Below are 25,299 nucleotides of genomic sequence, written 5' to 3' on the forward strand. Positions count from 1 at the left end.
CTATGACTACCAAGCCTCAAATACATCCATCGGATTCAACGCTCGACAGCGTTGAAAAATTTTTACGAGCTATCCCCGATTTGGAACAAAAGCTTGTTGATGGGGTCGCTCGCGCCATTGACGAAGTGATTGACCCTGTACGCAGCGCTCGGTGGACAATCGCGGAATTGGATAAGCCAGAAAAAACTGTTTTTGGCATCCGAGTCGAAAACGTACTACGGATGGAGCTAGAACTCGAGCGTTCGCCAGTGCTCGATGTGAAGATTGCAGGAGAAAATGTTGACATCAAGTTCACGGTGCGCTCGAATTGGACTATCCCTCCTGAGGCCCATGACGAAATTTGTCTTGTTGCCCGTTTTAAAGAAATTAATCATGCCGTTTCCGTTGGACTCGTAAGAGTGCGGGAGAACGAACTGAATCCCGGTAAAAACCGGGATGCAAAATCTGGTCTAAATCCAATTGGAATGAGCCGGGTCCGCTGGCTGGTCAAAGACCAAGTCGCTAAGAGCTCAATTATTGGTTTTATGGCAGGCCTCCCGCTTCAGCTTCGTCGCGACATAACGGACCCTCATGTTGGAGCGCAAACTAGACTCAACAGGCTATTTGTAGCGTTACTTAACCAGAAAATTCCTGAAACATTAGTAGAAGCAGTCTCTCAGCACCGCGACTGGACGAGACGTATGAGACCAGATGCATCAAATGCACGAGCTCCTGGAAAAAAGTTCGATGTACTTCGTGCATCCTCGTCTGAGGATCGAAAACTCATAAAAACCGCCGGTTTACCTCCATTACCAAAAGGTTTTTGCATGAGTATTGATCCGATGAACTTTCCATGAACACGGGTAGCAGTGAATGAGTTGGATCCAACTACTATTAACGAAGCCAAAGCTTTCGCTTTACCCACCCACGGCTTCAAGCTCAAACAGCGGCATATCGGCCTTGCGGCTCAGCCACACGCCGCCGCCCAACTCTTTAAAGTGGGGCTGCAGACCACGGCGATACAGATCGGCGCGGTGGCGGTACAGGCGTGAGTCGGTCAAGACTTCATCAATGATGTCGCGCTCGTAGTCTTCTTTGGCTACCGCTTCGATGTAGAGACCGCCGCACGACAGGCGCCCTAAATTGGTCAATGCCTTCTTCAAATCCGGCGGGCTTAAGTACGGCAGCACGCCTTGGCAAATCACCAAATCGAAGGGCTTGCCGTCTTGAGGCTGCCAATCCACGACCGAGCCCTGCTGCCAGCCATAGCGCTCGCACAGATAGGGGCTAAATTCCACGCCCTGATAGCTCACGCCAGGGAAATGCTGCTCCACCGTGTCGCGCCACAGACCAATGCCGCAGCCCACATCCAGCACCCGCCGCACCGGCACGCGCAGATACGCAAGATACGAGCAGACAAACGCACCCAGCCGACGGGCGTGCTCGGGGTCGATCACGCTGGTCTTTTTATCGAAGTAAAAGCGCTGGTAATACGCCTCGTCAAACCACTCGTTGCTTGCAGATTGCACGCAGCCTCCTTCTGATCAAAACAAACGGCGCCCAAAGGCGCCGCACAGTTTGGCTATTTTGGCGCCGCAGACTTGGCAATTGGCGCACTCCAACTCAGAGACGCCAAGCAAGAGCCGCCTCGCAGCGATGGCGTCGTCCCCCTAGGGGGAAGGCGCAAAGCGCCTCAGGGGGGATTAAATTCGCCCGATCACAGACCAGCCCTTGCGCTGATCTTGCTTGTCGTTTTCGTAATCCCACACGGTGCCGCAACGCTCGCAGACATAACGCGTCACTGTGGACGAGTTAGAGCCACGCTCTTCTTTGCGGTTGCCGCGCTGCATCAACTCGGCATGGCCGGGGGCTTTGCGCCAGTTGCGCTGAATGCCGGCGCAGCTATCGCACAGATGGTCTTCGGCAGGATTGGTGGTGTTAGTCATGAAAAAAGCTACTGGAATGTGGAGCAAGGCCCGGACACATGCCCGCGCTGCAAAGCAGCCATTGTGCCGCTTGCCCCGGTTTTTCACCGGCGCTAAAGCAGCATCACCGCACCCTGCTGGGCCTTTCAATGGCGCGCACTCACCGTTGGCTGCGCTGTGAAGCACCAACAGCGCACCGCTGGTTTCCTCAGCAGGGTTACGCAGCAGGCTTGCGGTGCATCAGGCAAATTTTGTTGCCATCAGGGTCACGTACATAAGCCAGATACATGCTGTCGCTGCGCCAGCCCGGTGCGTCTTCAATCGATTGGCCGCCGGCCGCCACACCTGCTGCATGGGCGGTATTGACCTGCTCGATGGACTGGGCCAGAAACCCCGTGGTCGCGCCATTTCCCGCAGTCGCGGGTTCACCATTAATCGGCGTGCTGATGGCAAAAACACCGGTGGGGCTGCGGTAGAAAAAACGGTTTTTATTAGCAACGCCGGGCGCAATGCCCAGCGGGCCCAGCAGCGCGTCGTAAAAGCGCTTGCCAACTTCCAGATCATTCACGCCCAGCATGATGTGACTAAACATTGTTATCTCCTTGGTAAGCCCTTTTGGGGGCGATCTTGGTCATTAAGAGTGGTCGCAAAGAGTGCCATCGTAGCGAGCTTTATGCAGGCAGGTTGTCTTGTTCGCGCAAGACTGAAACAGGGCTCAGGTCCTTTTAAAACAAGCAGCAATAGCTATCAAAAGAGAAGCTTTAAAAAGCTTTGCGCCAATGCGCCGCAGCAGGCATCATGCTTGCTTGTTTTAGACTGAAGCGATTGGCTTACACGCAAACAGGCTCACGACTGTCAGAGCGGCGCGCTACACATGCGGCAACCGGCATGCTGCGAGCATCTCTCCGCTTCCTTACGCAAAGTGCTACACCATGGTTCCAACCGAGCTCGATCCCGTCATGTTCATCGTCTCAGGCAACGAGACCACTGTCGATCTTGAGCAGACCCCGTTCTTGTGCAACGTGAGTGGACTGCCTCACTATTACGCTCAGCCGCCAGCCGGCCTCAAGCTGCTTGAAGCCGCAGCGCTTGACCCCGAGATTGAGCTTGGCAACGCTTACAAGGTTCGCCCAGACCCCACGACGTCGCCCGACCCCCAATATGGCGACCGAACCCGGCTCGTGTTTCAAGGCACCCAAGTCGAATACACCGCCCTGCGCGCCAGTCGCGAAGTGGCTGCGGCCTTTGGCATGACGCTGGTGAAGCCCGGCCAAGGTGTCCGCATCTCCAGCCCGCACCCTGTACTCAAGCAAATTGACTATGAATACGGCATGTTTGCCGGCCACCGCTCTCCTTACGAGGGCACTGGTTTTCGGATGCTAGGCAAGGTCTGCACCGATTTGGAGTATCACAACTTCCCCCATGTCTTCGCCTCTGTAGACGCGCATTTACCGCGCGTTATTACCGTCGCCAAGTACTGGCCGCATCAGAAGAAAATTTGCCTTGCAGACCTTTGGCTTGCGCGCGGCCACGCCTTGTACCTGCCGCCACAGCCTGAGCCGCCACCCTTGAGCCAATCGGATGAAACCTGCCTGGCGTTGCACGGCGACCGCAATGTGGCTCTCGCTTGCTGGCATGACTCAGGACTCAAGCAAGCCAGTGTCAAGACCAAAACCTTGCTGCAAACCGAAGGCGGCCACTTCCACTGGCTATGGAACGAGCTGCCAACGGTTCACCCCCAGCTCCCTCTGTCCTCACTCACAAAGGCTCCCCATGCTTGATACCCCTGTGCGCCAGCGCACCCTTGAGCCCGAGACAGACAACGGTCTGTATCAAACACTGCTGGAATCAACCTTGGCGATCCCCTTCAAGATCGACTGGGAGAGCAAAAAATATACCTATATCGGCCCGCAGATCGAAGACCTGCTGGGCTGGACGCCCGAGAGCTGGGACACCGTCAACGACTGGGCTGCCCGCATCCACCCCGACGAGCGTGATCAAACCGTCTCGCGCTGCGTAGAGCTGTGTTTGGCCGGCGTAGACCACGAAGCCGAATACCGCGCCCTGACTCCCGACAACCGTTTTGTCTGGGTCAAAGAAGTCGTGCATGTGCTGTGCGACCAACAAGGCCAGCCCACGGCCTTAATCGGCTTCACCTTTGACATTCGCGATCAGAAAAAAGCCGAGCATCTGCGCGCCGAGCTTGAAGCTGAAAAGCTCGCCAATGCCCGGCTGCAAGAGCGGCTGCGCCTCACCCATGATCTGCATGACGGCCTCGGCTCTGCGCTGGTCCACATGATCGCCTCGGTGGAGCAAGGCAGCGATACCCTGACTCAGCCGCAAGTGCTGTCCATGCTCAAGCTGATTCGCAATGACCTGCGCCAGAGCATTGACAACAACTCATCGGCCCAAGTGCGCGTGCCCGCCTCCCCTCAAGAATGGCTGGCCCCCTTGCGCCGTCGCTTTAACGACCTGTTCGACGCGCTGGAGATCGGCTGCCAATGGCAATTTCCGCAAAGCTGGCAAACCCCGCCCAACGCACTGCAATACTTGGCGCTGACACGACTCATCGAAGAGGCGCTGACCAACGTCATCAAACACAGCAAGGCAGTCCAAGTGCGCCTGTCTCTGACCCAACCCGAGGCAAACTCTTTGCTGCTTCACATTGAAGACAATGGCGTGGGCTTTGATGTGCAGGCCGTAGACGCTTCCGGCCTGGGCATAGGTATGCGCTCCATGGCCGTGCGCGTGGCGCGCGTGGGTGGTTTGTTGGAGATTGATTCGTCGCCGGGGCGAACCGCTTTGACGGCCAAGCTGGTGCTGGCAGCTGGGGATTAATGCTTGTTCAACGCTTCAGTCATTGATTTTATTGGACTGATAGCTATCATTTTTGATGATTGCGTAGACGTTGTCATCGTTGACAAGAAAGGCGCGCCCTCTGTGGCAATCCTTCAAGCGTGCCGCGAGTAAAGACGCTCGCAACCCCAATCAAGCATCCGCAAAAAAGCCCGCAAGCTGCAAGAGCCTGCGGGCTTTTATTGCAACCAACCCAGCTTACTTACCAGCTGTGAGCATGGTGTAGCTGTTGATCAGATTGCGGTAGTCGGGGATGTGGTTGCTAAACAAAGCACCCAGACCTTCGATGTCATTGCGCCAATCGCGGTGCAACTCGCACGCTGCGCCAAACCATGTCATCAGTTGGGCGCCGGCTTGTTCCATACGGCTCCAAGCGGCCTTTTGCGTCATTTCATTGAAGGTGCCGGATGCGTCGGTAATCACGAACACATCGTAGCCTTCAGCCAGTGCGGACAGCACGGGGAAGGACACACAAACTTCAGTCACCACGCCAGCAACAATCAATTGCTTCTTGCCGGTGGCCTTCACCGCCTTGACGAAGTCTTCGTTGTCCCAAGCGTTGATCTGGCCGGGGCGGGCGATGTAGGGAGCGGTGGGGTGCTTTTCCTTCAGCTCAGGCACCAGAGGACCGTTGGGGCCGGTTTCAAAGCTGGTAGTCAAAATGGTGGGCAGCTTGAAGTACTCAGCCATGTCCGACAGGGCCAACACGTTGTTCTTGAACTTGTCCGGATCGATGTCGCGCACCAAAGACAGCAGGCCAGTTTGGTGGTCCACCAGCAGGACGGCGGCATCATTCTTGTCAAGGCGAACGTAAGGCTTGTTGCTCATGGAGATCTCCTAAATGGGGAAGAGTAAAAAAACAAAAAGGGCCGCGGCCTGTCAAAAAATAACAGGCTACCCAGCAGGCCTGCACTGGGCTATTAATGATTGGTGGCAGCGCTGGTGCGCTCGGCAGCTGGAATGCGACCGAAACGGCCATTGCGGAAGTCATCCATCGCTTGGGCGATTTCATCGTCACTGTTCATCACAAACGGGCCATAGCCAACCACAGGCTCGTCAATCGGCTCGCCCGACAACCACAGCAGCATGACGTCGTTGTTCGCTTCAAACTGCACGGTATCGCCAGCGCGATCGAGGTGCACCAGTTGGCCGGCGCGCGCCACTTCCTTGCCGTTGATGAGCACCGTGCCGCGCTGCACCACCAGTGCCAGCGTGTGGCCGGGCTGGGCCTTAAATTCCGCCTTGGCGCCAGCGTTCAGGCGCACATCCCATACATTGATGGGCGTAAATGTCATCGCAGGGCCATGGGCAAGAGCTTTATCAACAGCATTGATAGCAGCGTAATCACCGGCAATCACACGCAGCGAGCCTGCGCCATCGGGCAGCTCGACCTTCGGAATATCTGCATTCAGCAGGGTCTGGTAGCCGGGGGCAGACATCTTGTCTTTGGCGGGCAAGTTGACCCAAAGCTGCACCATCTCCATAGGGCCGCCAGTCTTGGCAAAGGCTTCGGAGTGAAATTCTTCGTGCAGGATGCCAGCGCCAGCCGTCATCCACTGCACATCGCCGGGGCCGATGGTGCCGCCCGCGCCTGTGGAGTCGCGATGAGCCACTTCACCGTCATAGACAATGGTCACGGTTTCAAAACCGCGATGGGGATGGGTGCCCACACCACGACGCTCGGTGGTGGGAGAGAAGCTCTCAGGAGCCGCGTGGTCGAGCAGCAAAAAAGGGCTCAGAGCACGGCCATGGTCGCTATAGCTGAACAGGGAGCTGACATGAAAGCCGTTGCCTACCCAGTGAGGACGAGGAGCCTCATACACACCCAAAATTTTCTTCAGCACGGCAATTTCCTTAAAGCGAGAGAGCGCAGCGCACATCGGCGCAAACCATGTCAAACGCTTTGAAAGACCGAAAGCAACGAGACTTCAGCGGTCTATTGAACATGCTTAAAAGTATAAATTCGGAACAAACACGCGAAAAGTCAACAATATTCACACTCAGAGTTCTACCTGTAGAACAGTGACTTGATGAACGTCAAGATATTGAAGGGTGAAGCGGCCTCCAATGCTCAGCGAAGGCTTCACACCCAAGGAGGCAAAGGCATTGCCTGCAGACAACACCGCCTTAAAAATAGCAAAAATAGGCTGTACTGCTTAAGCAATAAGCAGTAGCTGCTATTAATTTTGATGAATCAGGCCAGTGCAGCCTTAATATCAGCCGCCAATTTTTCTGGCTTGTCTTGTGGGGCGTAGCGGCGAATCACTTGTCCCTCTTTGCCCACTAAGAACTTGGTGAAGTTCCATTTAATGGATTGGGTGCCCAAGACGCCGGGAGCTTGATCCTTGAGCCATTGGTAGAGCGGATGCGCGCCATCGCCATTGACATCAATCTTGTGCATGAGAGGAAAGCTGACGCCGAAGTTCAGCTCGCAAAAGCTGGCGATTTCATCGTCCGAGCCTTTTTCCTGCGCGCCAAACTGGTTGCAGGGAAAGCCCAGCACCACCAAACCTTGCTTTTCATATTGCTCATGCAAGGCCTGCAAGCCCTTGTACTGGGGCGTGAAGCCGCAGGCGCTGGCCGTATTCACAATCAGCAGCACTTTGCCCCGGTACTGGGACAGCGGGACGCTGCGGCCCTGAATATCGGTTGCTTCAAAGTCATAAATACTGTTGGCCATACGATCCTCGCGCTGAAGTAAAGAGGTGTAGAGATGTGTGAAGAGACAAGCTTAAGACAGCTTGTCATTTATCTCACAGCCAGAAACTACCCTAAGCATGCAGCCACCGCCGACAATACCGGGGCTGCGACCATAGAAACACCGATCATCGCAAGCAGAGCGCCTGTTTATTGGGCATTCTTCGCAGTCTTGCCTTCTTGCTGCCCTTGGCGGGCCTGCCTTGTACCGTGCGTGTGTCATTGAACGAATTAAAAGAAAAATGCTTAGCCCAAGCGAAGCTGCTGTGGGCACGTACTCAGGCCTCGGCTCTGGGGCAGCGCATCGCAGCCCTGCCTTGGTGGCGGCGTTGGCCCACGCGGCGTGAATGGCTGTGGTTTGCAGCAGCGCTGCCGGCGCTGTTTATCGTCTATGTGCTACTGCTGATTCCGCTCACGCCCAGCATCAGCGACATTCGCAAAGCCAAGCTCGATCAACCCACGCAAATTTTGAGCGCGGACGGCAAGCTGATTGGTGAATTCAAGCGCAGCAACCGCCAGTGGGTGCCGCTCGCGCAAATCTCCCCCGCCGTCATCAAAGCGCTGGTCGCCACCGAAGATCACCGCTTTTATGACCACCATGGCATGGACTTCACGCGCACCGTGGGCTCGGTCATTCACACCCTCAATGGCAATCCGCAAGGCGGCTCCACCATCACGCAGCAGCTGGCCCGCAACCTGTACCCCACAGAAATTGGCCGCGCACGCAATGTGAACCGTAAGCTCAAGGAGGCGATTACGGCGTTCAAGATTGAGGCGCTCTACAGCAAGCAAGAGATTCTCGAAACCTATCTGAACACCGTGCCTTTTCTCTACAACGCCTTTGGCATTGAGATGGCGGCGCGCACTTATTTCGATAAATCAGCGGCCAAGCTAACGGTGCTGGAAAGCGCCACGCTAGTGGGCATGCTCAAGGGCAATGCCTACTACAACCCCGTCATCAACCCCGACCGCGCCCTTGCCCGGCGCAACACGGTGCTCAGCCAAATGGTCAAGCGCGGCGAGTTGAAGGACGACGAGTTCGAGCGCCTGAAAAAACGCCCCATGCGTCTGGACTTTGAGCGCCAGGAAGAGCCCACGGGCATGGCGCCGCACTTTTCGCAGCAACTGCGCAAATGGCTTATCGCATGGGCGGACAAGAACGACTACAACATCTACACCGATGGTTTGGTGGTGCGCACCACGCTCGACTCGCGCCTGCAAAACTGGGCGCAGCAGGCGGTGAGCCGCCAAATGAATACGCTGCAAGGCATTGCCAACACCAACTGGAGCCGCCGTGACGGCTGGAATGCCGACAGCGCACTGGTCCAGCAGTTGGTGCGCGAGAGCAATGAGTTCCGCAAGCTCACCCGCACGGGCAAAGCCGACGCGATCAACGAAGAAGAAGCCATCAAGAAGCTGCTGTCCGACAAGGCCTTCATGAAGAAGCTGCGCGAGGACAAGACCCGCGTTCAGGCCGGCTTTTTGGCCATGGACCCGCGCACATCCGCCGTGCTGGCCTGGGTCGGCAGCCGCGACTATGCGCAAGATGCGTTTGACCATGTGGCGCAGGCCCGCCGCCAGCCCGGCTCCACCTTCAAGCCCTTTGTGTATGGCGCAGCGCTGCAACAAGGCGCCAAGCCCGACGATACGCGCAAGGATGAAGCGATTGAAATTCAGCTACCGGGCGGCGAGGTCTGGAGCCCCAGCGACGCCACAGAGCCCACGGGCGTAGCGATGAAGCTCAGCGATGCACTGGCTTATTCCAAAAACACCATCACTGCCAAGCTGGGCCAAGAAGTGGGGATGGACCGCGTCATCAAACTGGCTCGCGCCTTGGGCGTGCGCCAAAGCCCGCTAGAGGCTGTGCCCTCGCTGGCTTTGGGCTCAAGCCCGGTCACGCTGCTGGAGATGGTCAACGCCTACGGCAGCATTGCCAATTCAGGCCGATTCATTCCCCCGCAGCTGGTGACTCGTATTGAGAACGCGGATGGAGAGTTGCTGGCTGAGTTCACCCCGCCCAAGCCCGATGTGGTTTGGGATGAAGAGGAAAACTACGGCCTGATCGAGATGATGCGCGCCGTGATCGACAAGGGCACAGGCCGCGCTATTCGCAAGCAATACGGTATTCGCGCGGATGTAGCGGGCAAAACCGGCACCACGCAGGGCAATGCCGATGGCTGGTTCCTGCTCATGCACCCCCAAATCGTGACCGGCGCGTGGGCGGGCTTTAACGACTCGCGCATCACCCTCAAAAGCGACCAGTGGGGCCAAGGCTCGCGCAGCGCCCTGCCCATGGTGGGCGACTTCATGTCCCGCGCACTACGCAGCCCCATGCTGAACGCCAAGGCCCACTTTACGCAGCCCAACACCACGCACTGGTGGAGCAGCTTGGTAGAAGGCCTGCGCGACAAGGTCAATCAATGGGGCAGCAGCGACGAAAAGGACAGTGACAAGCCTGAACAGGTTGCGCCAGCCGCCACAACGCCGCCAAGCAAGAGCGGCGATGCCGACGTGGTGGAAAGCACGCCCTCGTCACCACCGGACAGCGGGGTACAAGCTGCGCCGGGCACCGCATCACCATCCGACTTGGAGAGCAGCCCCGGCTTAGCTCCTAACGATGCAGCAACCAGCCCTGCCAAAACACCGATACAAGCACCAAATCAAACGCCAACGCCTTCGAGTTGGAGCGATATAGGCACGAGCCTGCCGCCCGCTGCTCCTCTTAATGTGCCTCTGAGTACGCCACCCAATGCTCCGCTGAACGCAGCGCCTGAAGCCAAGTAAGCATCCTCTTTCAGCCACATACGCTACTGGGCTGTCGAATAGCTGGTCCAATTGAGGCCTAACATCCGCCGGGCTACCTCTCACCAGGAGGCCTCTTGGCGGATTTGTTTTTGCGCATTCATCGCTCAACATGACACTCACATGTTGATAGCGCAATGTCAAGACCCGGAGCCGACATGACCGCCAATACGCCAACTATCGTCACCTTTGCCATCTATTTGCTGAGCATGATGCTCATCGGCTGGGCTGGCTACAAAGCCACATCCAGCCTGTCTGACTATATTTTGGGCGGGCGCAGTCTGGGCCCCGTGGTCACAGCCCTGTCAGCTGGCGCATCGGATATGAGCGGCTGGCTGCTCATGGGCCTGCCCGGCGCGGTGTTTACCCAAGGGCTGTCTGCCTCTTGGATTGCCATTGGTCTGTGCATTGGCGCGTGGCTGAACTGGCGCTTTGTAGCGGCGCGCCTGCGCGTCTATACCGAGAAGGTGGGCAATGCACTGACTCTGCCCGACTACTTTACCAACCGCTTTGAAGACAAAAGCAGCCTGCTGCGCATCGTCACCGCGCTGGTGATTTTGGTGTTCTTCACCATTTACTGCGCCTCTGGCGTGGTGGCCGGTGCCCGTCTGTTTGAGTCCATGTTCGGCATGGATTACCACACCGCTTTGTGGGTAGGCGCCATCGCCACCATGGCGTATGTGTTCATCGGCGGCTTTTTGGCCGTGAGCTGGACCGACACCATTCAAGCAGCACTGATGATTACCGCCCTGATTTTGGCCCCGCTGATGGTGATTTACGCCGATGGTGGCGTGGGAGCCAGCACCGCCATCATCGAAAGCGCCCGCAGCGGGGCCTTCGACATGTTCAAGGGCCATGGCGCCATTGCCATCATCTCGCTGTTGGCATGGGGCTTGGGCTACTTCGGCCAGCCACATATCCTGGTTCGCTTTATGGCGGCAGAATCGGTCAAAACCATTCCTAGCGCCCGCCGCATTGGCATGGCGTGGATGATGCTGTGCTTGGGCGGCGCTGTGGCCGTGGGCTTCTTCGGCATCGCCTTCTTTGCCAGCCGCCCTGATTTGGCCGCTGGCGTGAACGCCAACAGCGAAAACGTCTTCCTAGAAGTCGCCAAACTGCTGTTCAACCCTTGGATTGCCGGCGTGCTGCTGGCCGCCGTGCTGGCTGCCGTGATGAGCACCCTGTCATGCCAGTTGCTGGTGTGCTCCAGCGCACTGACGCAGGATATCTACAAGACCTTCCTGAACAAGAACGCCAGCCAAAAGCAACTGGTCTGGTTTGGCCGCGCCATGGTGTTTGCCATTGCTGTGATCGCCATCATCATTGCCCAAAACCCCAACGCCAAGGTGCTGAGCATGGTCAGCAACGCCTGGGCCGGCTTTGGCGCGGCCTTTGGCCCGCTGGTGCTGATCTCGCTGCTGTGGGGCCGTATGACACGCAACGGTGCACTGGCCGGCATGATTGTGGGCGCCGTCACCGTGCTGGTCTGGCAGCATTTCCAGTGGTTCAAACTCTATGAGATCGTTCCAGGCTTTGTACTGTCTGCTATCGCAATCGTAGTGTTCAGCCTTTTGGACAAAGCACCATCGGCCACCATTACGACAACCCACAAAGATGTGGACGCCGAAATTGCCGCCCACGGCGAATAAAACCTTCACCCACCCAAGCCCTGCACGCCCTATGCCTGCAGGGCTTGGTTTTAAGCCGCTGTGAAAAACCCATTCACCGACTATTCACAACCCGCATCGCGCTGCACAAAAAACAGGCACACCTTGCAATTTTGATGCCTATCCGTCACACTTACGGGTCGAAATTTCAGGCCTTATCTGAGATTCGGAAAGGTTTAGTGAATGCTCAAGGCCGCTGCAGCCAAGGTGTACCAAACGGGTTTAGCGTTGATGCTGGGTGCCGCTTTTGCGCTTACCTCGCCAGCGGCGTTGGCGTTCAAAGCGCCTGAGGCCCAACTCACCGTCCCCGGTTTTGAAGCGATTGCGCTGGATGACTTGCCGCGCGATGGCCGCACCACCTATGGCCGCATCCTGAAGGGTGGCCCCTTCAGCAGCGACAAAGATGGCTCAGTCTTCGGCAACCGCGAACGCATACTGCCCCGCCAGTCACGAGGCTATTACCGCGAATACACGGTACGCACCCCTGTAGCCAGAAACCGCGGTGCGCGGCGTATTGTTTGCGGGGGACGAGAGCCGCAACTGCCCGATGCCTGTTTTTACACCGGCGACCACTACAACAGTTTTCAGCAGATCGTCCCATGAACTTTGAAGACGGCCTGCGAGCCTTTTATCCACCGGCTTTAGCCCTTTTGAAGTCCGCAGCCAAGGTTTGCGCAGATCGCCTACAGATCTGCCCGCTGTGCTGCTGTCAACAGTTTTGATGTTTTTAGAAAGAATCACGGAGATGGACACGCCACTTCGTAAGCCGTCGGATACACCCCTGCGCAATGTTCGCACAAACATTGTGCAGTCCATCCGCGCCTATCGCACCACTGACTTACAAGCCGCCGCAGAGACTTTAGGAGCGCATTTTCTCTATGCCAACTTGGCACACGCGCAGACCAAGGCGGATATTTTTGAGTTGCTGGCCACCCAATTTTTCCTGCCAGCGCACTTTGGCAAGAATTGGGATGCGCTGTATGACTGCATGACCGATCCCATACACAAATCCGGTCCACAGCCCGGCTTTGTCGTCGTGCTTGACCAAATCCCCACCACGGCCAAGTTCGACAAAGAAGTGCGCGAGCAATTGCTCGATGTGTTCCGTGACACGGCAGAGTTCTGGGGCGAGCGAAAAATTAATTTCCGCTGCTTTTACTCATTCCTGTAAACCCGTCCTCGGTCTACCAATGAAGAATGCCCGCTCTCATTGCGGGCGTTTTTGTTTCAGCCGCGCGGTTAGCGCCCGTAAAGACTTTTTTGTCACCCTGAAACGTTTTTGAAATTACCAGTTTTCAGTGATTCCCAGTGCACCGGAATTCGGTAACAGTTGGATACGTAAATATAAAGATTGATTTCTTCATGCCCGGCCGCTTCCCCATCCCCGTTGAATCCACTCTCCCCAGTCCCTTGATCGTGGTGGAAGACGAACCGTTGATTCGCAATCGTCTAGAAAGCATTTTGCGCAGCTTGGGCTATGAAGATGACGCTCTCATTTTTACGGCCAGTCTGGCGCAGGCTCGTGCCCAGGTGGAAGAGAACCCGGTTGCCATGGCACTCGTCGACTTAGGCCTGCCAGATGGCAACGGCATTGACCTGATTCGCCAATTGCGGGCATCCGACCCCGGCATGGGCATTCTGGTCATCTCGGCTTGGAGTACTGAGGACGCCATTCTCTCGGCCCTGCGCGCTGGAGCCAATGGTTACGTACTTAAAGAGCGCGACGACTTGGAGGTCATGCTCTCCATTCGCAGCGTGCTGCGCGGTGGCGCGCCGATTGATCCGTTTATTGCACGGCGCATCATCACCGAGTTGCAAGCCCCCACCTCTGCCGAGGCGCAAAAAGACGTGCCCCCTGAAGCAGTGCTGAGTACCCGGGAAATTCAAATTCTCAAGCTGGTGGCCGACGGCATGACTAACCGAGAAATTGCCGAATCACTTTTTCTCTCGCGCTATACGGTGGAGTGTCATGTGAAGAACATCTACCGCAAGCTGGCCGTGCCATCACGCACCAAGGCTGTCAGCGAAGCAAGAGCACGCGGTTTGCTGCACTAAAGCACCTATCTCTCAGAGAATGTGCTCCTCTGCCTCTGTTCGCTAGTAGGCCATCAAGTGCACGTCCTTCAATTACGAAGCTGCTTTAGGATCGACCTGCGCGATGATGCCGCCGCCCAAGCAGACATCACCGTCATACAGCACCGCCGATTGACCGGGAGTCACCGCCCATTGCGCTTCTGGAAAGTCCAGACGGAAGCCATCAGCCGTCGCCTGAGAAATCAGCGCTGGCGAATCAGGCTGGCGGTAACGGGTCTTGGAGCCGTATTGCACACCCTCAGCCGGTGCATGGCCTGCCACCCAACTAATTTGGTCAGCCACCAAAGCATGGGACAGCAGCAGCGGATGGTCGTGCCCCTGCACCACACGCAAAATGTTCTTGTCCATATCCTTGCGAGCGACGAACCACGGCGCATGGTCGCCCGCGCCGCGCTCAGCGCCCTTTTCCTTCACACCGCCAATTCCCAGACCCGAGCGCTGACCCAGCGTATAGAACGACAGGCCCACATGCTTACCCAGCTTGCGGTTGCGGTCGTCAAGAATCGGACCGGGCTCTTTGCTGATGTAGCGGTTCAGGAAGTCACGAAATGGGCGCTCACCGATAAAGCAGATACCGGTGGAATCCTTCTTCTTGGCATTGGGCAGGCCAATCTCTTCAGCAATGCGGCGCACCTCGGTCTTTTCCAGCTCGCCCACAGGGAACATGGCTTTTGACAGCTGCGCCTGATTCAGGCGGTGCAGAAAGTAGCTCTGGTCCTTGCTGTTATCCAGCCCTTTGAGCAGCTCAAACAACTGCGTATAGGGGTTCTGGCGCACGCGCGCATAGTGGCCGGTGGCAATCTTCTCTGCGCCCAGTCGCAGGGCGTGGTCTAGGAAGGCTTTGAACTTGATCTCAGCATTGCACAGCACGTCGGGGTTGGGCGTGCGGCCTGCCTGGTATTCGCGCAGGAACTCGGCGAACACGCGGTCCTTGTAGTCAGCGGCGAAATTGACATGCTCAATCTCGATGCCGATCACATCGGCCACGGCAGCGGCATCCACAAAGTCGATGTTGGACGAGCAGTACTCGCTGTCGTCGTCATCTTCCCAGTTCTTCATGAAGATGCCGACCACCTCATGGCCCTGCTTTTTCAAAAGATAGGCAGTCACGGCGGAATCCACACCACCCGACAAACCAACCACAACACGCTGCTTATTGCTCATAGGTATGCGATTATCCCAGCGACCGCCAACTGCTGCGAGTGTGAGGATTTGCCATGGAATTGCGCCAGTTGCGCTACTTTGTACGGATTGTTGAACTCGGCTCTATGAGCCGCGCAGCGCTGGATTTGGACTTGGTGCAGTCAGCACTCAGCCAGCAAATCAGCCGCTTGGAGTCTGAACTCTGCACCCGGCTGCTGCAGCGCACACCGCGCGGAGTCACCCCCACCGAGGCCGGGCTGGCCTTTTTTCATGAAGCCCAGCTTACGCTGCGCCATGCCGCACAGGCTATTCACGCCGCTCAGAAGGCAAGGCTGTCGGGCGCTGTCAGCATGGGACTGTCGCCAACCATCGCCAATGTGCTGGGCCTGCCGCTGATGCGCGCCATGCGCGAGCGCTACCCCGATGTGCGCCTACACATGGTGTCCGCACTTTCAGGTCATTTAACGAGTCTACTCAATGCCAGACAACTGGATCTAGCTATTCTTTTTGATACGCAATCCGCCCGCCGCTGGAGCGTGATGCAGCTGCTAGAAGAACGACTCTTTCTCATCCAATCTCGCCAGCAACCAGTGGCGCCGCAAATCGAGCACGAAGTGCCCATCAGCCTGCAGCAGTTGCAGCAAGTGCCGCTCATCCTGCCGTCAGGCAGCCACGGCCTGCGCAGCTCCATCATGGCCTCGTTCACCAGCGCGGGTTTTCAGTCGCAGATGGCCATGGAAATCGACTCGCTCACCCTACTGATGGAAGCCGTAGACGCTGGCATGGGTGCCACCGTCCAGCCTTGGTCAGCTGTCGGCATGTACCGCGACGCCGCCGAGCACTTTCAGTGGTCGCAAATCGCCGACGATTCCGTACGCCGCAAAGCCGCGTTATGTAGCCTGTCGGACGACGAACTATCCCCAGCAGCTCTGGCCGCCCGCGTGGTGCTAATGGACTGCGCGCGACAGTTGGTGACTTCGGGTGATTGGGTAGGCGCTACGCTGCTGTAATGCTGCGCGGCAAGGGTCAGTCCATCGCGTACTTATCGGAGTTGAGCAAGCCGTCTACTTTTGATGCAAAAGTCGGCATGTATCCTGCTTGCAAATGCACTGTTGATAAATTCAATCAGAAGTCGCCATCCCATGTATTTCGTGCCATAAGATGCGACATGCGGTAGAGAATCACAGTCGTTACGATTGGTGACTTTGCGTCCAATCGCACGTACAGTGTGAACAATACAGTTAGTAGAGCCAAGTTGAACTTGGCGTTTCCTCAGGAGCTTCGTGCATGCCAACCTTGGTCATCTCAATCGATGGTGCTGTTATCAAAGAAGCGAAGCTCACCAAGGAGCGTACGACTCTAGGCCGTCGTCCTTACAACGACATCGTGATCGAAAATCTGGCCGTCAGCGGCGAGCATGCGGTGATCGTTCTCTCTGGCGGCAAAGTCAGCATCGAAGACCTGCGCAGCACCAATGGCACCTACGTGAACGGTCGCGCTATTCAGAAGCAACAATTGCTCAATGGCGACTTACTGGACATCGGCCGCTACAAAATTCGCTTTCTAGATAGCACCGCTGAGGGTGCAGACACACCGGCCGTAGCTGCCATTAATAAGGTGCTGGCTCATATTTCTGAAGAAGCCGACAGTGACTACGCCAAACTGGCCACGCCTTCAGGATTTGGCGAGATTTCCAGCTTTGCCTCCACCATTCAGGGCTCCCTTTCTGCGCTCCCAGAACGCCATGCCGTCATTCGCATGCTCAGCGGTAGCCTGCAAGGCAAGGAAGTTCCACTGTTTAAGGTAGTTACCACCTTGGGCAAGCCAGGTGTAGCCATCGCCTCCATCACCCAAAAGCCACACGGCTTTGTGCTGACTCAGCTTGAAGGTGCGAGTGAAGACCTGAAACTCAATGGCCAGGTGGTCGGCCCGCTGTCTGTACCGCTGCTCAATGGCGATACGGTGGACTTAGCAGGCAGCTCCATGCGCTTTGTAGTGGAATAAGAATCTCTGACATTTGAGCTGACAAATTTGTCATCTTTTCTGACAGATGCGCCAAAAATGTTCTCCCACTGTCAGCAGATGTAGCAAAACATGTCATCTTTGCAAGCCTGCCGTTAGCTCAAAAGTTGGCACGTTGATTGCTAATATAGAAATACTTAACCAACCTAGGAGTCTTTTATGAAGCGTTCTATCCAAAAGGGTTTTACCCTGATCGAACTGATGATCGTTGTGGCGATTATCGGTATTCTGGCTGCCGTGGCTCTGCCTGCTTATCAGGATTACACAGTGCGGGCAAAGCTGTCAGAAGCAATTCTGGCTGGCTCCACTTGCCGTACTGCTGTGACTGAGGTATATCAAACTTCTTCTTCATTGCCTGCAGCCAATGCATGGGGTTGTGAAGTTGGTAGTGCAACTGGTACTGGAGCAACAAAGTATGTGCAATCTGTGACAACTAGTGCAGCTGGCGTTATCACTATTTTGGCTACTAATGATGCTTCGTTGAAAGCCGCTGCTGGCAAGTCGATCGTGATGACCCCACTGCTGGCAAGCGGTACTGCTGTGGCGGCAGTGGGCGATCCCATTGCTTCTTGGAAATGTGGTCCTTTGGCTGCTGATGCAACTACCCTGACGAAATATTTGCCAGCATCTTGCCGCGGATAATTTTTATGGCTCTCTAAGTAGGGCTATATAAAGAAAAAAAGAGCGTCTATGACGCTCTTTTTTTTTGAGAATGCTATGAGAAAAAATTTAAATATATACGCATTTTATGCGTTGCTCGCGATTTCTTGGCTTGTTTCAAATCACTATTTCCCATGGTTGGCATTCCATTCAGATTGGGTTGCCTGCGCAGCAGTAGTAATTTCTTTTGTAATTTTATTAAATAGAGGCCAAGTTGAAGTCCCTTTTATTTCAATAATTTTTCTTGCTGTTTCAATTATTCCTATTTTTCAATATTATTTTGGATTAATTTATTTTAAAGGAGATGCCATAGTAGTTTTTTTATATATTTTTTTAGCAGCTTTGGCTGCATGTATAGGTTTTAATTTTTTGGGAGGAAAGGATGAAGTATATAAATATTTTGCAGTTTTCGTACTGATCGCGGGATTGATATCTATGTGGGTGGCCCTAGGACAGTGGCTCTCCGTCGATTCTTTGGGACTATTTTCAGTTCATGTGCCATTTAATGGACGTGTATATGCAAATTTTGCACAGCCAAATCAATTTGCTACTTTTATAATGTTGAATTTTTGTGGAATATTTTATCTTTACTATAAACGCGATATAGGAACATCTATAACAGTAGTATTGTTGATTTTTTTTGCATGGGGGTTAGCACTTGCGCAATCTAGGGCTGGTTTTTTAGAATTGATAGTTTTTTTTATATTAGGTCTTGTTTTTTACAACAATAATAAAAGGCTTATATATTTTTTTATTGCATCGCTAATTATATTTCTTGCAATATGGTATATTTTTCTACCAATTACAAGTGATTTTCTTGAATTTTCCGAGTTAAGAAAAGATAAAGCATCAATAGGCACTCGCTATATTCACTGGCAAACAGCGATCAGTGCTATTTTTATGGCGCCGTGGTTTGGTTATGGATGGAATCAAGTTTCAGTTGCATTGGCAAAAACTGTAACCAATTACCCTTCAACACACGAATTTATTGAACACACTCATAATTTAATTCTTGATGTCATAATATGGAATGGAATACCGATTTCGTTATTATTATTTGCCATTATTATAAAATGGCTTTGTAAATTTGTTTTTTTTAAAACAGATATATTTGATAAGTTTGTGGTTCTATTTCTTAGTTGCTTTCTCGTGCATTCAATGCTGGAATTTCCACTTGAGTATGCCTATTTTTTAATGCCATTTAGCTTTCTTCTTGGATCAATAGAGAAAAAAAAGAGTGATGCAAAATATTTTAAGATCAACAACGTATTTGTCAGAAAGTTAATTGCTCCGAGCATTTTATTAAGCTGTTTAATATGGGTTGGTTACGACTATTTAAATGTTGAAAGCAATGTGCAAAATCTTCGACTTGAAGATCGTGGTTTGGTTATTGATGCGAATGACAAAAATGTGAATAATATCAAATTATTTGACCAACAGAAAAACTACATATTATTTGCAAGAACGACAGCCAAAGAGAATATGTCTGAAGAACAATTGGAATGGATGAGGAAAATTTCTGAAAGATATGGACATGCACCAGCTTTATTTCGCTATGCACTTGCTGCGGGGCTAAATAATAGACCGCAAGATGCAACTAATTCCTTAATTAGAATATGCAAAACATCTAGCTCTTTTAATTGCAGCGATTCAGAAAATAATTGGAATAATTTAAGGTTGAAGTATGACCATTTACCTAATTACCCTTCTATAGCAAAAAACTAAAAAGAATGGTTTAGGGCACCTTAACCTTGAAAATTTCAACTATCAGTCGCGACCTCCAATAACGTGAGTGATTCCGCAGTGGTACCTAATTTGCTTATGCAGTTGCCTGAGAATGAAGTGCTAGAGATTTCTAAGGGGCGATGGCGCTTATGACACACAGCCAGCCTATGACGCTGTGATGCGCTGAGGAGCTACCCCAATTATTCAGCCTCGTGAAAATGCCCAAATACACAAAGGAACTGCCCTAACCGTCTGCATGCTGCAATCGCTGCATGCAGACGGTTAGGGCAAAATATTTGGAAACGCTGGAGTGGCTAACTCCGGCGAAGTTTGGTGGAAACCAAAATAAACTGCATCAAGCGATTGGGTGAACGCGTGATGTACTGTACCTTTGAGGGCCAAGTCAATGAACTGCATATTCGGGCGGCCATATTGAATCGATTCACTGAACTGGGCCATCCTCAGACGGTAGGTGTGGCATAGCCACGGCTAGGGTTTGGGATAACTCGCCTCAAACTGGATTTGTGCAACAGCTCCAGAATTAATCTGACAACCCGCCCAGTCGAAACTGGGAGCAGCTGTCAGATCAGATCGGAGCTTCTACACTTTATGCAGACAATCCCTTACAGTTGCTCTCGCAAGAAAAGCTTGTTTTCGTTACAAGCTTTATCTAATAGGGCTTACACAATCCCCTTTTAAGCCGTCCAACTGCTCGACCTGCCTCCCTTTTTCTCCAGCACCCGCACCCCCTCCATCACCATCCCCTTATCCACAGCCTTGCACATATCGTAAATAGTCAATAAACCGACTTGCACGGCAGTCAAGGCTTCCATTTCCACACCGGTCTGGCCTTTTAATTCGACGGTGGCAGTGCAGAGTACGGAGTTGGATTCGGGCAGCAGTTCAAACTCCACAGCCACGCGGGTCAGGGCCAGAGGGTGGCACAAGGGAATAAGGTCGCTGGTCTTTTTGGCGGCCATGATGGCGGCGATGCGGGCGACGCCAAGTACGTCGCCTTTTTTAGCGGTACCGGCCTGCACAATGGCCAGCGTTTCGGGCTTCATGGTGATGCGGCCTTCTGCGACTGCGATGCGGTGGGTGGTTGGCTTGTCGCCAACGTCCACCATATGGGCTTGGCCTTGGGCGTCGAAGTGGGTGAGAGAGGACATGGTCTGTGCTTTCCTTCAGCCTCGCCTGTGTGCAGACTCGGCTGATTAGTAGAGGGCTGGAGAGGGCCGCTGGCAGCTTTACCTGTGTGTAACAGGCTGAAATGCCGCCGCTGACATCAATCAGGGCATCATAGTGGGGTGTTGAACTGCTAGCAGCTCAGGGGGCTGAATGCTGGCCATGCCGTGATTGCCATGCCATTTTTGATGCAAAAACTGCCTAAAGTCCATACGCTAAAAGCACTGACAGCTTCTTTTTTAATAGCAGCCCAGTTCTTATCTCCATTGATGTCTTCTGCGCATGCGGTGGGTTTGCCGACCTTGGGCGATGGCGCATCTTCGCTGACTACCGGCGATGAGCGCCGGCTGGGTGACTCTATTGCCAAGCAGCTTTACCGGGACCCGGACTATCTGGATGACCCGGTACTGCAGGAGTATGTCGAAGCGATGTGGCTGCATTTGCAAGATGCAGCGCGCAAAAATGGTGAGCTGTCGCCTGAACTGCAAGAGCGCTTTGCCTGGACGCTGGTTCTGGGCAAAGACCGCCAGGTCAATGCGTTTGCCTTGCCCGGTGGGTACATGGGTGTGTATTTGGGACTGATTAGCGTCGTCAGCAGTGGCGATGAGCTGGCATCGGTGATCGCCCATGAAACCAGTCACATCACCCAGCGGCACATTGCTCGCATGATGGCGCAGCAGGGCAAGCAGACACCGTTAATGCTCGCGTCCATGCTTCTGGGCGCTTTGGCAGCGACGCGCAGCCCTGATGCGGCGATGGCCATCATGATGGGTGGGCCGGCCGCCATGATGCAAAACCAGCTCAATTTCTCGCGCGCTATGGAAAGTGAGGCTGACCGCATGGGCTACAGCCTCATGGCTCCCGCTGGCTTTGCGCCTCAAGGTTTTGTGAGCATGTTTGGCAAGCTGCAGCAGGCGAGCCGTTTGAATGACAACGGCAGCTGGCCTTATTTGCGCAGCCACCCGCTGACCACACAGCGTATTGCGGATATGGATGCACGCATTCCCCCGGCAAACGTGCTGCCGATCCGAAACCGACACTGGAGCATGTGATGATGGCTGCTCGCGCTCGGGTGATTTCAAACCCAGCGGCAGAGGTTCGTCGTGAATGGGCAATGTTGCCGCGTTCTAGCAGCTTCTCTGCCCTTGCGCAGACCGAGCAAGTTGCGCAGTTGTATGCAGCCACGCTCAGCGCCATGTATCTGAGCGATTGGGCTATTGCACGCGAGATGGTGCAGCGTTTGCTCTCTGCGACAGCGAGTAATGCCCAGGCGAATATCCAAGCCAAATGGTTGAATGCTGAGATGGAACTCAAGGCAGGCAATGCGCAAGCTGCGTTGGCAGCCTTGCCATTGCAGTCCAGCAATCCACCACAAGCGGCGCCCAAGACGGTAGCCAGTGGCAATGCAGCGGGGCCGAGTTTGGCAACCATCAATGTAGTGGAGCAAGTTGCCCCGCGCAGGCCCGAGCTGCTGCTGAAGACCGATATTCAGCTCGAGCTCAATCAGGCGGGCACGATGAGCAGCCCACTACAGTCATGGGTGACAGACCACCCGCGTGACGCTGGTGCATGGCAGGCGCTGGCCCTTGTATGGCGTAGTCAGGGGCAGGAGTTGCGGGCGCTGCGCGCTGAGGCGGAGGCGCAGGTGGCCCGCTATGACTATGCAGCAGCGGTAGACCGTTTTAAGGCAGCTCAAGACTTGTCCCGCAAGGCGGGGGCCAAGGCGGATTACTTCGAGGCCTCCATCATCGACACGCGCTTGCGTGCCGTGAATGAGTTACTCAGAGAACAGTTGAGCGACAAGTCGATCAATAAGTAGGCCGAGCACTGAGTAAATCAGCGCGCCCAGCATGGCCGCCCAGAAGCTGGCGACGTGAAAGCCGCCCAGCAGTCCCGATGCCATCCAGAACATCAACCCATTGACCACCAGAAGGAACAGGCCCACGGTGATGATGGTCACAGGCAGGGTCAGGATGACCAAAACGGGGCGAACAATGGTGTTGAGTAGGCCGATCACCAAGGCGGCAATCATGGCCGAGCCAAAGCTCTGCACCTGCACACCGCTATAGATGTAAGTAACCGCCAGCAACGCTGCGGCACAAAGAAGCCATTTGACGATGATTTTCATGCTGTCCAGCATAGCAGCAGGTCGCTTGCCTGGCCCAAGCATGTTTAAAAGAGCATGAAAAAAGCCTTGCGAGGCTTTTGCCGCACAAGGCTTATTACAGGGCGAGTTCAGCTCTTAAATTGAGAGTGAATCGTCAATCACAAAGCCCATCATGGCGGCAATACCAGCCATGGTGCCTGGCAAGTTCCAGCGACTTCCCTTGGTCGTTGCTTGGCCTTGTTTGGCAGGAACTGCCTGCGCGACCTCTTGCTTGGGGCGGCGTGCATCAATAATTTGGGCGGCGCCATATTCTTGTTGCAACTCGGCGACCAACTCGGTCAGGGGGCCCTTGGCAAGAACTGGCGTGACTTTGCCGCCGTTTGCCGTCATCACAGGCATCACGGCTGTAAACAGCTTGTCTGCCCATTTACCGCGCCAATTTTCGCGGGCGCGGTGGCTCACCCACTTGCTCACTCGATGAGTCATGCGCGGAGCGCAGGCAACGAGCAACCAGTGAGAAGAAGCCGCTTGGCTAGATCCCGCAAGTGCTTCGAGCATTGGCTGGGCGTATGTGGCGTCATCCACGTAAACAATGATGGGGTTCAAAGTGCGTCCTAACTGGAACGAAGGTTGAAGGGTGCGGCATACCGGAATGCGATATGCCGACTTGAATGCAATGTGATTCGTGAAGTTGCGGACAGTTCCGCAAACTTCACGAATTTTCAGGCAGATGCTGAATTAGTGAGCAGCAGGCGCAGCGGGGCGGCGGCTGACGATGTACTTGCCCAGTGCCAGCACCAGCAGTGCGCCACCGATGTGAGCGGACCAGTACAGGGTTCTGGAGATATCAGCCAAGCCTTGCGCGTCGGTTGTGCCCAGCTTAGGCATCCACAGCCACTTTTCGGTGTTGACGAAAACGGGGTCGGTTACGAACATGCCACCAGCGATCCAGCCCAGCAGCATGCCGCCAGCCACGATGATCATGGGGAAACGTTCCATCAGCGTGATAACCAGCTGCGAGCCCCAAACGATGATTGGCACCGAGATCAGCAGACCCAGAACAATCAGCAGCATTTGGTGTTCGCCAGAGCTTTGTGCGGCGCCGGCAATGGCGATCACGTTGTCCACAGACATCACCAAGTCAGCAATGATGATGGTCTTGATGGCGGCAAACAGCTTGTCGCTGCCTTGGATGTTGTCGTGACCTTCGTCATCAGGAGCAAGCAGCTTGACGCCAATCCAGATCAGCAAGATGGCACCAACGACCTTGAGGAATGGCAGTGCCAGCAGCACCATTGCGAAGGCAATCAGGATGATTCGCAGCACGATGGCGCCAGCGGTACCATAGATGATGCCCTTGCGACGTTGCTCAGCGGGCAGCTTGCGGCAAGCCAGCGCGATCACGACGGCGTTATCGCCACCTAGCAAGATGTCGATGATGATGATCTGCCCCAACGCAATCCAAAAGGGCGTGTGGGTTAGAAAGTCGAAGTCCATGTGTTGTTTTCCTCGTTATCCAATGTTGCCGAGCTAGTGTGGCGCAAACGCTTCACTAGCTACCGCTGTCAATTGACCTTTGCGACGTCAGTCAAAAGCTATCCGGGCGAGGAAAAACCAGGCTCGGGGAATCGCTTTGATCGACCATCGTAGGCCTATCAAAGGTCTTGCTCAAATGCAGCATGGCTGCAATCCGAATGGCCGGAAGCGTGAAGCTTCGTATTGACGACCAGTCCGCTGCCAGCATATCGCGATTCTGGCCGAGCTACTCCCCTTCGAAGGCAGGGATTTCAACACAGTGCGCCGTTGAAGGCAAGTCACAAAACCCAGCTTTGCCACAGGTTTTATAAAGCCAAAGGCTTTTGAAGTCATTGCTGCAGGCTGACTTCTTGCTATTGGAACAAGAGCAACCTTGTCAGCGCAAACGATCAGGCAGCGGCTTATGATTCCTGCGTTCAAGCCTTACTCTTCCATGACTGCCATCCACATCACCGACATTGAAGCTGCCATCAACTACTGGAGAGGTCGCACCCCATCACCCGATGGTGTGCTGCTGGCACCCGAAGTGCGTGCGCTGGCTGACGTCTATGCGCTGATGATTTATGCGCGTGAGCATGAGGTGGCGGTAGAAGGCTTCCCGACCTATGCCATGGCGGCTTGGTTGGTTTGGTTTGACACCATGCCCGATACGCCTTGCATTGCCATTTGTTCTACCAGCCAAGGCGATGAAAAATGCAAGGGCTGTGGGCGCAGCTTTGAAGAAGTGCAACTGTGGCCGGCGATGGAGCCTGCCCAAAAGCGGGTGGTGTGGCGACGAATCACCTTGGAGGCTGATTCATGGCGCTTTAACCGCTATGCCGAGCGCGCCCGTGAGACACAAGGCGGAGCGGTGTTTTCCGCTCCAACCCGCCGCTGACAGCGGTAGCGGCGGCAAGAATAC

At 54.6% G+C, this 25,299-nt stretch carries 24 protein-coding genes and 2 pseudogenes; 15 read left to right on the plus strand and 11 right to left on the minus strand.

Annotated features, from left to right (window positions below):
• The first annotated feature begins 2 nt into the window (after positions 1–2).
• On the plus strand, positions 3–836 hold the full coding sequence (locus KUF54_RS11170) for a NaeI family type II restriction endonuclease (protein WP_219342901.1): 834 nt from the start codon (positions 3–5) through the stop codon (positions 834–836).
• A gap of 60 nt (positions 837–896) precedes the next feature.
• On the opposite strand, the gene KUF54_RS11175 is transcribed toward KUF54_RS11170, so the two are convergent.
• The 3 genes from KUF54_RS11175 to KUF54_RS11185 form a co-directional block, all read right to left on the minus strand.
• On the minus strand, positions 897–1,508 hold the full coding sequence (locus tag KUF54_RS11175; RefSeq protein ID WP_219342902.1) for a class I SAM-dependent methyltransferase: 612 nt from the start codon (positions 1,506–1,508) through the stop codon (positions 897–899).
• A 174-nt stretch (positions 1,509–1,682) separates the two neighbouring features.
• Entirely contained in the window at positions 1,683–1,925 is a 243-nt protein-coding gene (locus KUF54_RS11180) for a hypothetical protein (protein ID WP_219342903.1), read from the minus strand.
• A gap of 196 nt (positions 1,926–2,121) precedes the next feature.
• Positions 2,122–2,496 (minus strand): VOC family protein, encoded by a 375-nt coding sequence (locus tag KUF54_RS11185; protein ID WP_219342904.1) that lies wholly within the window; start codon positions 2,494–2,496, stop codon positions 2,122–2,124.
• Between the two features lie 340 nt (positions 2,497–2,836).
• Between KUF54_RS11185 and KUF54_RS11190 the strand changes: the two genes are divergently transcribed.
• Together KUF54_RS11190 and KUF54_RS11195 are read left to right on the plus strand one after the other, a co-directional pair.
• Positions 2,837–3,685, plus strand: a complete 849-nt coding sequence (locus tag KUF54_RS11190) for a hypothetical protein (protein ID WP_219342905.1) — start codon at positions 2,837–2,839, stop codon at positions 3,683–3,685.
• Positions 3,678–4,742, plus strand: a complete 1,065-nt coding sequence (locus KUF54_RS11195) for a PAS domain-containing protein (RefSeq protein WP_219342906.1) — start codon at positions 3,678–3,680, stop codon at positions 4,740–4,742. The genes KUF54_RS11190 and KUF54_RS11195 overlap by 8 nt, the downstream gene beginning before the upstream one ends.
• Positions 4,743–4,958: 216 nt before the next feature.
• Here KUF54_RS11195 and ycaC read toward each other — a convergent pair whose 3' ends face one another.
• The 3 genes from ycaC to KUF54_RS11210 all read right to left on the minus strand — a co-directional run bounded on the left by ycaC (position 4,959) and on the right by KUF54_RS11210 (position 7,440).
• Positions 4,959–5,588, minus strand: a complete 630-nt coding sequence (gene ycaC / locus KUF54_RS11200) for an isochorismate family cysteine hydrolase YcaC (protein WP_219342907.1) — start codon at positions 5,586–5,588, stop codon at positions 4,959–4,961.
• 92 nt (positions 5,589–5,680) lie between these two features.
• On the minus strand, positions 5,681–6,601 hold the full coding sequence (locus KUF54_RS11205; RefSeq protein ID WP_219346373.1) for a pirin family protein: 921 nt from the start codon (positions 6,599–6,601) through the stop codon (positions 5,681–5,683).
• Positions 6,602–6,954: 353 nt separating this feature from the next.
• Complete coding sequence (locus KUF54_RS11210) at positions 6,955–7,440, minus strand: glutathione peroxidase (protein ID WP_219342908.1); 486 nt, start codon at positions 7,438–7,440, stop codon at positions 6,955–6,957.
• Positions 7,441–7,667: 227 nt separating this feature from the next.
• Between KUF54_RS11210 and KUF54_RS11215 the strand changes: the two genes are divergently transcribed.
• The 5 genes from KUF54_RS11215 (at position 7,668) to KUF54_RS11235 (ending at position 13,981) form a co-directional block, all read left to right on the plus strand.
• On the plus strand, positions 7,668–10,241 hold the full coding sequence (locus KUF54_RS11215) for a transglycosylase domain-containing protein (RefSeq protein ID WP_370627608.1): 2,574 nt from the start codon (positions 7,668–7,670) through the stop codon (positions 10,239–10,241).
• Positions 10,242–10,417: 176 nt separating this feature from the next.
• Positions 10,418–11,908: a sodium/proline symporter PutP gene (putP, locus tag KUF54_RS11220; RefSeq protein WP_219342909.1), complete on the plus strand. Its 1,491-nt coding sequence runs from the start codon at positions 10,418–10,420 to the stop codon at positions 11,906–11,908.
• Positions 11,909–12,109: 201 nt separating this feature from the next.
• Entirely contained in the window at positions 12,110–12,529 is a 420-nt protein-coding gene (locus tag KUF54_RS11225) for a ribonuclease domain-containing protein (protein WP_219342910.1), read from the plus strand.
• Between the two features lie 142 nt (positions 12,530–12,671).
• Positions 12,672–13,097: a barstar family protein gene (locus KUF54_RS11230; RefSeq protein WP_219342911.1), complete on the plus strand. Its 426-nt coding sequence runs from the start codon at positions 12,672–12,674 to the stop codon at positions 13,095–13,097.
• Between the two features lie 191 nt (positions 13,098–13,288).
• Positions 13,289–13,981: a response regulator transcription factor gene (locus KUF54_RS11235; RefSeq protein ID WP_219342912.1), complete on the plus strand. Its 693-nt coding sequence runs from the start codon at positions 13,289–13,291 to the stop codon at positions 13,979–13,981.
• A 72-nt stretch (positions 13,982–14,053) separates the two neighbouring features.
• Here KUF54_RS11235 and mnmA read toward each other — a convergent pair whose 3' ends face one another.
• Positions 14,054–15,184 carry a tRNA 2-thiouridine(34) synthase MnmA gene (gene mnmA / locus KUF54_RS11240; protein WP_219342913.1) on the minus strand — a complete coding sequence of 377 codons (1,131 nt, stop codon included), beginning with the start codon at positions 15,182–15,184 and terminating at the stop codon, positions 14,054–14,056.
• Positions 15,185–15,237: 53 nt separating this feature from the next.
• Between mnmA and KUF54_RS11245 the strand changes: the two genes are divergently transcribed.
• The 5 genes and pseudogenes from KUF54_RS11245 to KUF54_RS17420 form a co-directional block, all read left to right on the plus strand.
• A complete protein-coding gene (locus KUF54_RS11245) occupies positions 15,238–16,173 on the plus strand; it encodes a LysR family transcriptional regulator (RefSeq protein ID WP_219342914.1) in 936 nt (311 codons plus the stop codon).
• Positions 16,174–16,450: 277 nt separating this feature from the next.
• A complete protein-coding gene (locus KUF54_RS11250) occupies positions 16,451–17,167 on the plus strand; it encodes an FHA domain-containing protein (RefSeq protein WP_219342915.1) in 717 nt (238 codons plus the stop codon).
• 177 nt (positions 17,168–17,344) lie between these two features.
• Entirely contained in the window at positions 17,345–17,827 is a 483-nt protein-coding gene (locus tag KUF54_RS11255) for a pilin (RefSeq protein WP_219342916.1), read from the plus strand.
• A 48-nt stretch (positions 17,828–17,875) separates the two neighbouring features.
• Positions 17,876–19,570, plus strand: a complete 1,695-nt coding sequence (locus tag KUF54_RS11260; RefSeq protein ID WP_219342917.1) for a PglL family O-oligosaccharyltransferase — start codon at positions 17,876–17,878, stop codon at positions 19,568–19,570.
• 51 nt (positions 19,571–19,621) lie between these two features.
• Positions 19,622–20,053, plus strand: a pseudogene (locus KUF54_RS17420) (transposase); the annotation flags it as partial.
• A 212-nt stretch (positions 20,054–20,265) separates the two neighbouring features.
• Here KUF54_RS17420 and moaC read toward each other — a convergent pair.
• Positions 20,266–20,739, minus strand: coding sequence for a cyclic pyranopterin monophosphate synthase MoaC (gene moaC, locus KUF54_RS11265; protein WP_219342918.1), 474 nt, complete (start codon positions 20,737–20,739; stop codon positions 20,266–20,268).
• A 204-nt stretch (positions 20,740–20,943) separates the two neighbouring features.
• Between moaC and KUF54_RS11270 the strand changes: the two are divergent.
• Positions 20,944–22,574 (plus strand): annotated as a pseudogene (locus KUF54_RS11270) (M48 family metalloprotease).
• Here the strand turns inward: KUF54_RS11270 and KUF54_RS11275 are convergent.
• The 3 genes from KUF54_RS11275 to KUF54_RS11285 form a co-directional block, all read right to left on the minus strand.
• The gene (locus tag KUF54_RS11275) at positions 22,533–22,895 is read right to left on the minus strand and encodes a phage holin family protein (RefSeq protein WP_370627521.1); all 363 of its coding nucleotides are present in this window, start codon (positions 22,893–22,895) and stop codon (positions 22,533–22,535) included. The pseudogene KUF54_RS11270 and the gene KUF54_RS11275 overlap by 42 nt on opposite strands.
• 102 nt (positions 22,896–22,997) lie before the next feature.
• Entirely contained in the window at positions 22,998–23,468 is a 471-nt protein-coding gene (locus KUF54_RS11280) for a hypothetical protein (RefSeq protein WP_219342919.1), read from the minus strand.
• A 132-nt stretch (positions 23,469–23,600) separates the two neighbouring features.
• On the minus strand, positions 23,601–24,359 hold the full coding sequence (locus KUF54_RS11285) for a TerC family protein (RefSeq protein WP_219342920.1): 759 nt from the start codon (positions 24,357–24,359) through the stop codon (positions 23,601–23,603).
• Positions 24,360–24,831: 472 nt separating this feature from the next.
• On the opposite strand from KUF54_RS11285, the gene KUF54_RS11290 reads away from it, so the two are divergent.
• Entirely contained in the window at positions 24,832–25,275 is a 444-nt protein-coding gene (locus KUF54_RS11290; protein ID WP_219346376.1) for a DUF3717 domain-containing protein, read from the plus strand.
• The last annotated feature ends 24 nt before the right edge of the window (positions 25,276–25,299 follow it).

The organism is Comamonas sp. Y33R10-2, assembly GCF_019355935.1.
Classification (GTDB): Bacteria; Pseudomonadota; Gammaproteobacteria; order Burkholderiales; family Burkholderiaceae_C; genus Comamonas.

Bases quoted from the DNA above. Each gene is read 5' to 3' on its own strand.
- KUF54_RS11285 (WP_219342920.1), bottom strand. From the start codon at position 24,359: ATGGACTTCGACTTTCTAACCCACACGCCCTTTTGGATTGCGTTGGGG.
- mnmA (WP_219342913.1), bottom strand. From the start codon at position 15,184: ATGAGCAATAAGCAGCGTGTTGTGGTTGGTTTGTCGGGTGGTGTGGAT.
- putP (WP_219342909.1), top strand. From the start codon at position 10,418: ATGACCGCCAATACGCCAACTATCGTCACCTTTGCCATCTATTTGCTG.
- KUF54_RS11180 (WP_219342903.1), bottom strand. From the start codon at position 1,925: ATGACTAACACCACCAATCCTGCCGAAGACCATCTGTGCGATAGCTGC.
- ycaC (WP_219342907.1), bottom strand. From the start codon at position 5,588: ATGAGCAACAAGCCTTACGTTCGCCTTGACAAGAATGATGCCGCCGTC.
- KUF54_RS11260 (WP_219342917.1), top strand. From the start codon at position 17,876: ATGACGCTCTTTTTTTTTGAGAATGCTATGAGAAAAAATTTAAATATA.
- KUF54_RS11250 (WP_219342915.1), top strand. From the start codon at position 16,451: ATGCCAACCTTGGTCATCTCAATCGATGGTGCTGTTATCAAAGAAGCG.
- moaC (WP_219342918.1), bottom strand. From the start codon at position 20,739: ATGTCCTCTCTCACCCACTTCGACGCCCAAGGCCAAGCCCATATGGTG.
- KUF54_RS11225 (WP_219342910.1), top strand. From the start codon at position 12,110: ATGCTCAAGGCCGCTGCAGCCAAGGTGTACCAAACGGGTTTAGCGTTG.
- KUF54_RS11210 (WP_219342908.1), bottom strand. From the start codon at position 7,440: ATGGCCAACAGTATTTATGACTTTGAAGCAACCGATATTCAGGGCCGC.
- KUF54_RS11235 (WP_219342912.1), top strand. From the start codon at position 13,289: ATGCCCGGCCGCTTCCCCATCCCCGTTGAATCCACTCTCCCCAGTCCC.
- KUF54_RS11245 (WP_219342914.1), top strand. From the start codon at position 15,238: ATGGAATTGCGCCAGTTGCGCTACTTTGTACGGATTGTTGAACTCGGC.
- KUF54_RS11190 (WP_219342905.1), top strand. From the start codon at position 2,837: ATGGTTCCAACCGAGCTCGATCCCGTCATGTTCATCGTCTCAGGCAAC.
- KUF54_RS11185 (WP_219342904.1), bottom strand. From the start codon at position 2,496: ATGTTTAGTCACATCATGCTGGGCGTGAATGATCTGGAAGTTGGCAAG.
- KUF54_RS11170 (WP_219342901.1), top strand. From the start codon at position 3: ATGACTACCAAGCCTCAAATACATCCATCGGATTCAACGCTCGACAGC.
- KUF54_RS11290 (WP_219346376.1), top strand. From the start codon at position 24,832: ATGACTGCCATCCACATCACCGACATTGAAGCTGCCATCAACTACTGG.
- KUF54_RS11195 (WP_219342906.1), top strand. From the start codon at position 3,678: ATGCTTGATACCCCTGTGCGCCAGCGCACCCTTGAGCCCGAGACAGAC.
- KUF54_RS11230 (WP_219342911.1), top strand. From the start codon at position 12,672: ATGGACACGCCACTTCGTAAGCCGTCGGATACACCCCTGCGCAATGTT.
- KUF54_RS11275 (WP_370627521.1), bottom strand. From the start codon at position 22,895: ATGCTGGACAGCATGAAAATCATCGTCAAATGGCTTCTTTGTGCCGCA.
- KUF54_RS11255 (WP_219342916.1), top strand. From the start codon at position 17,345: ATGAAGCGTTCTATCCAAAAGGGTTTTACCCTGATCGAACTGATGATC.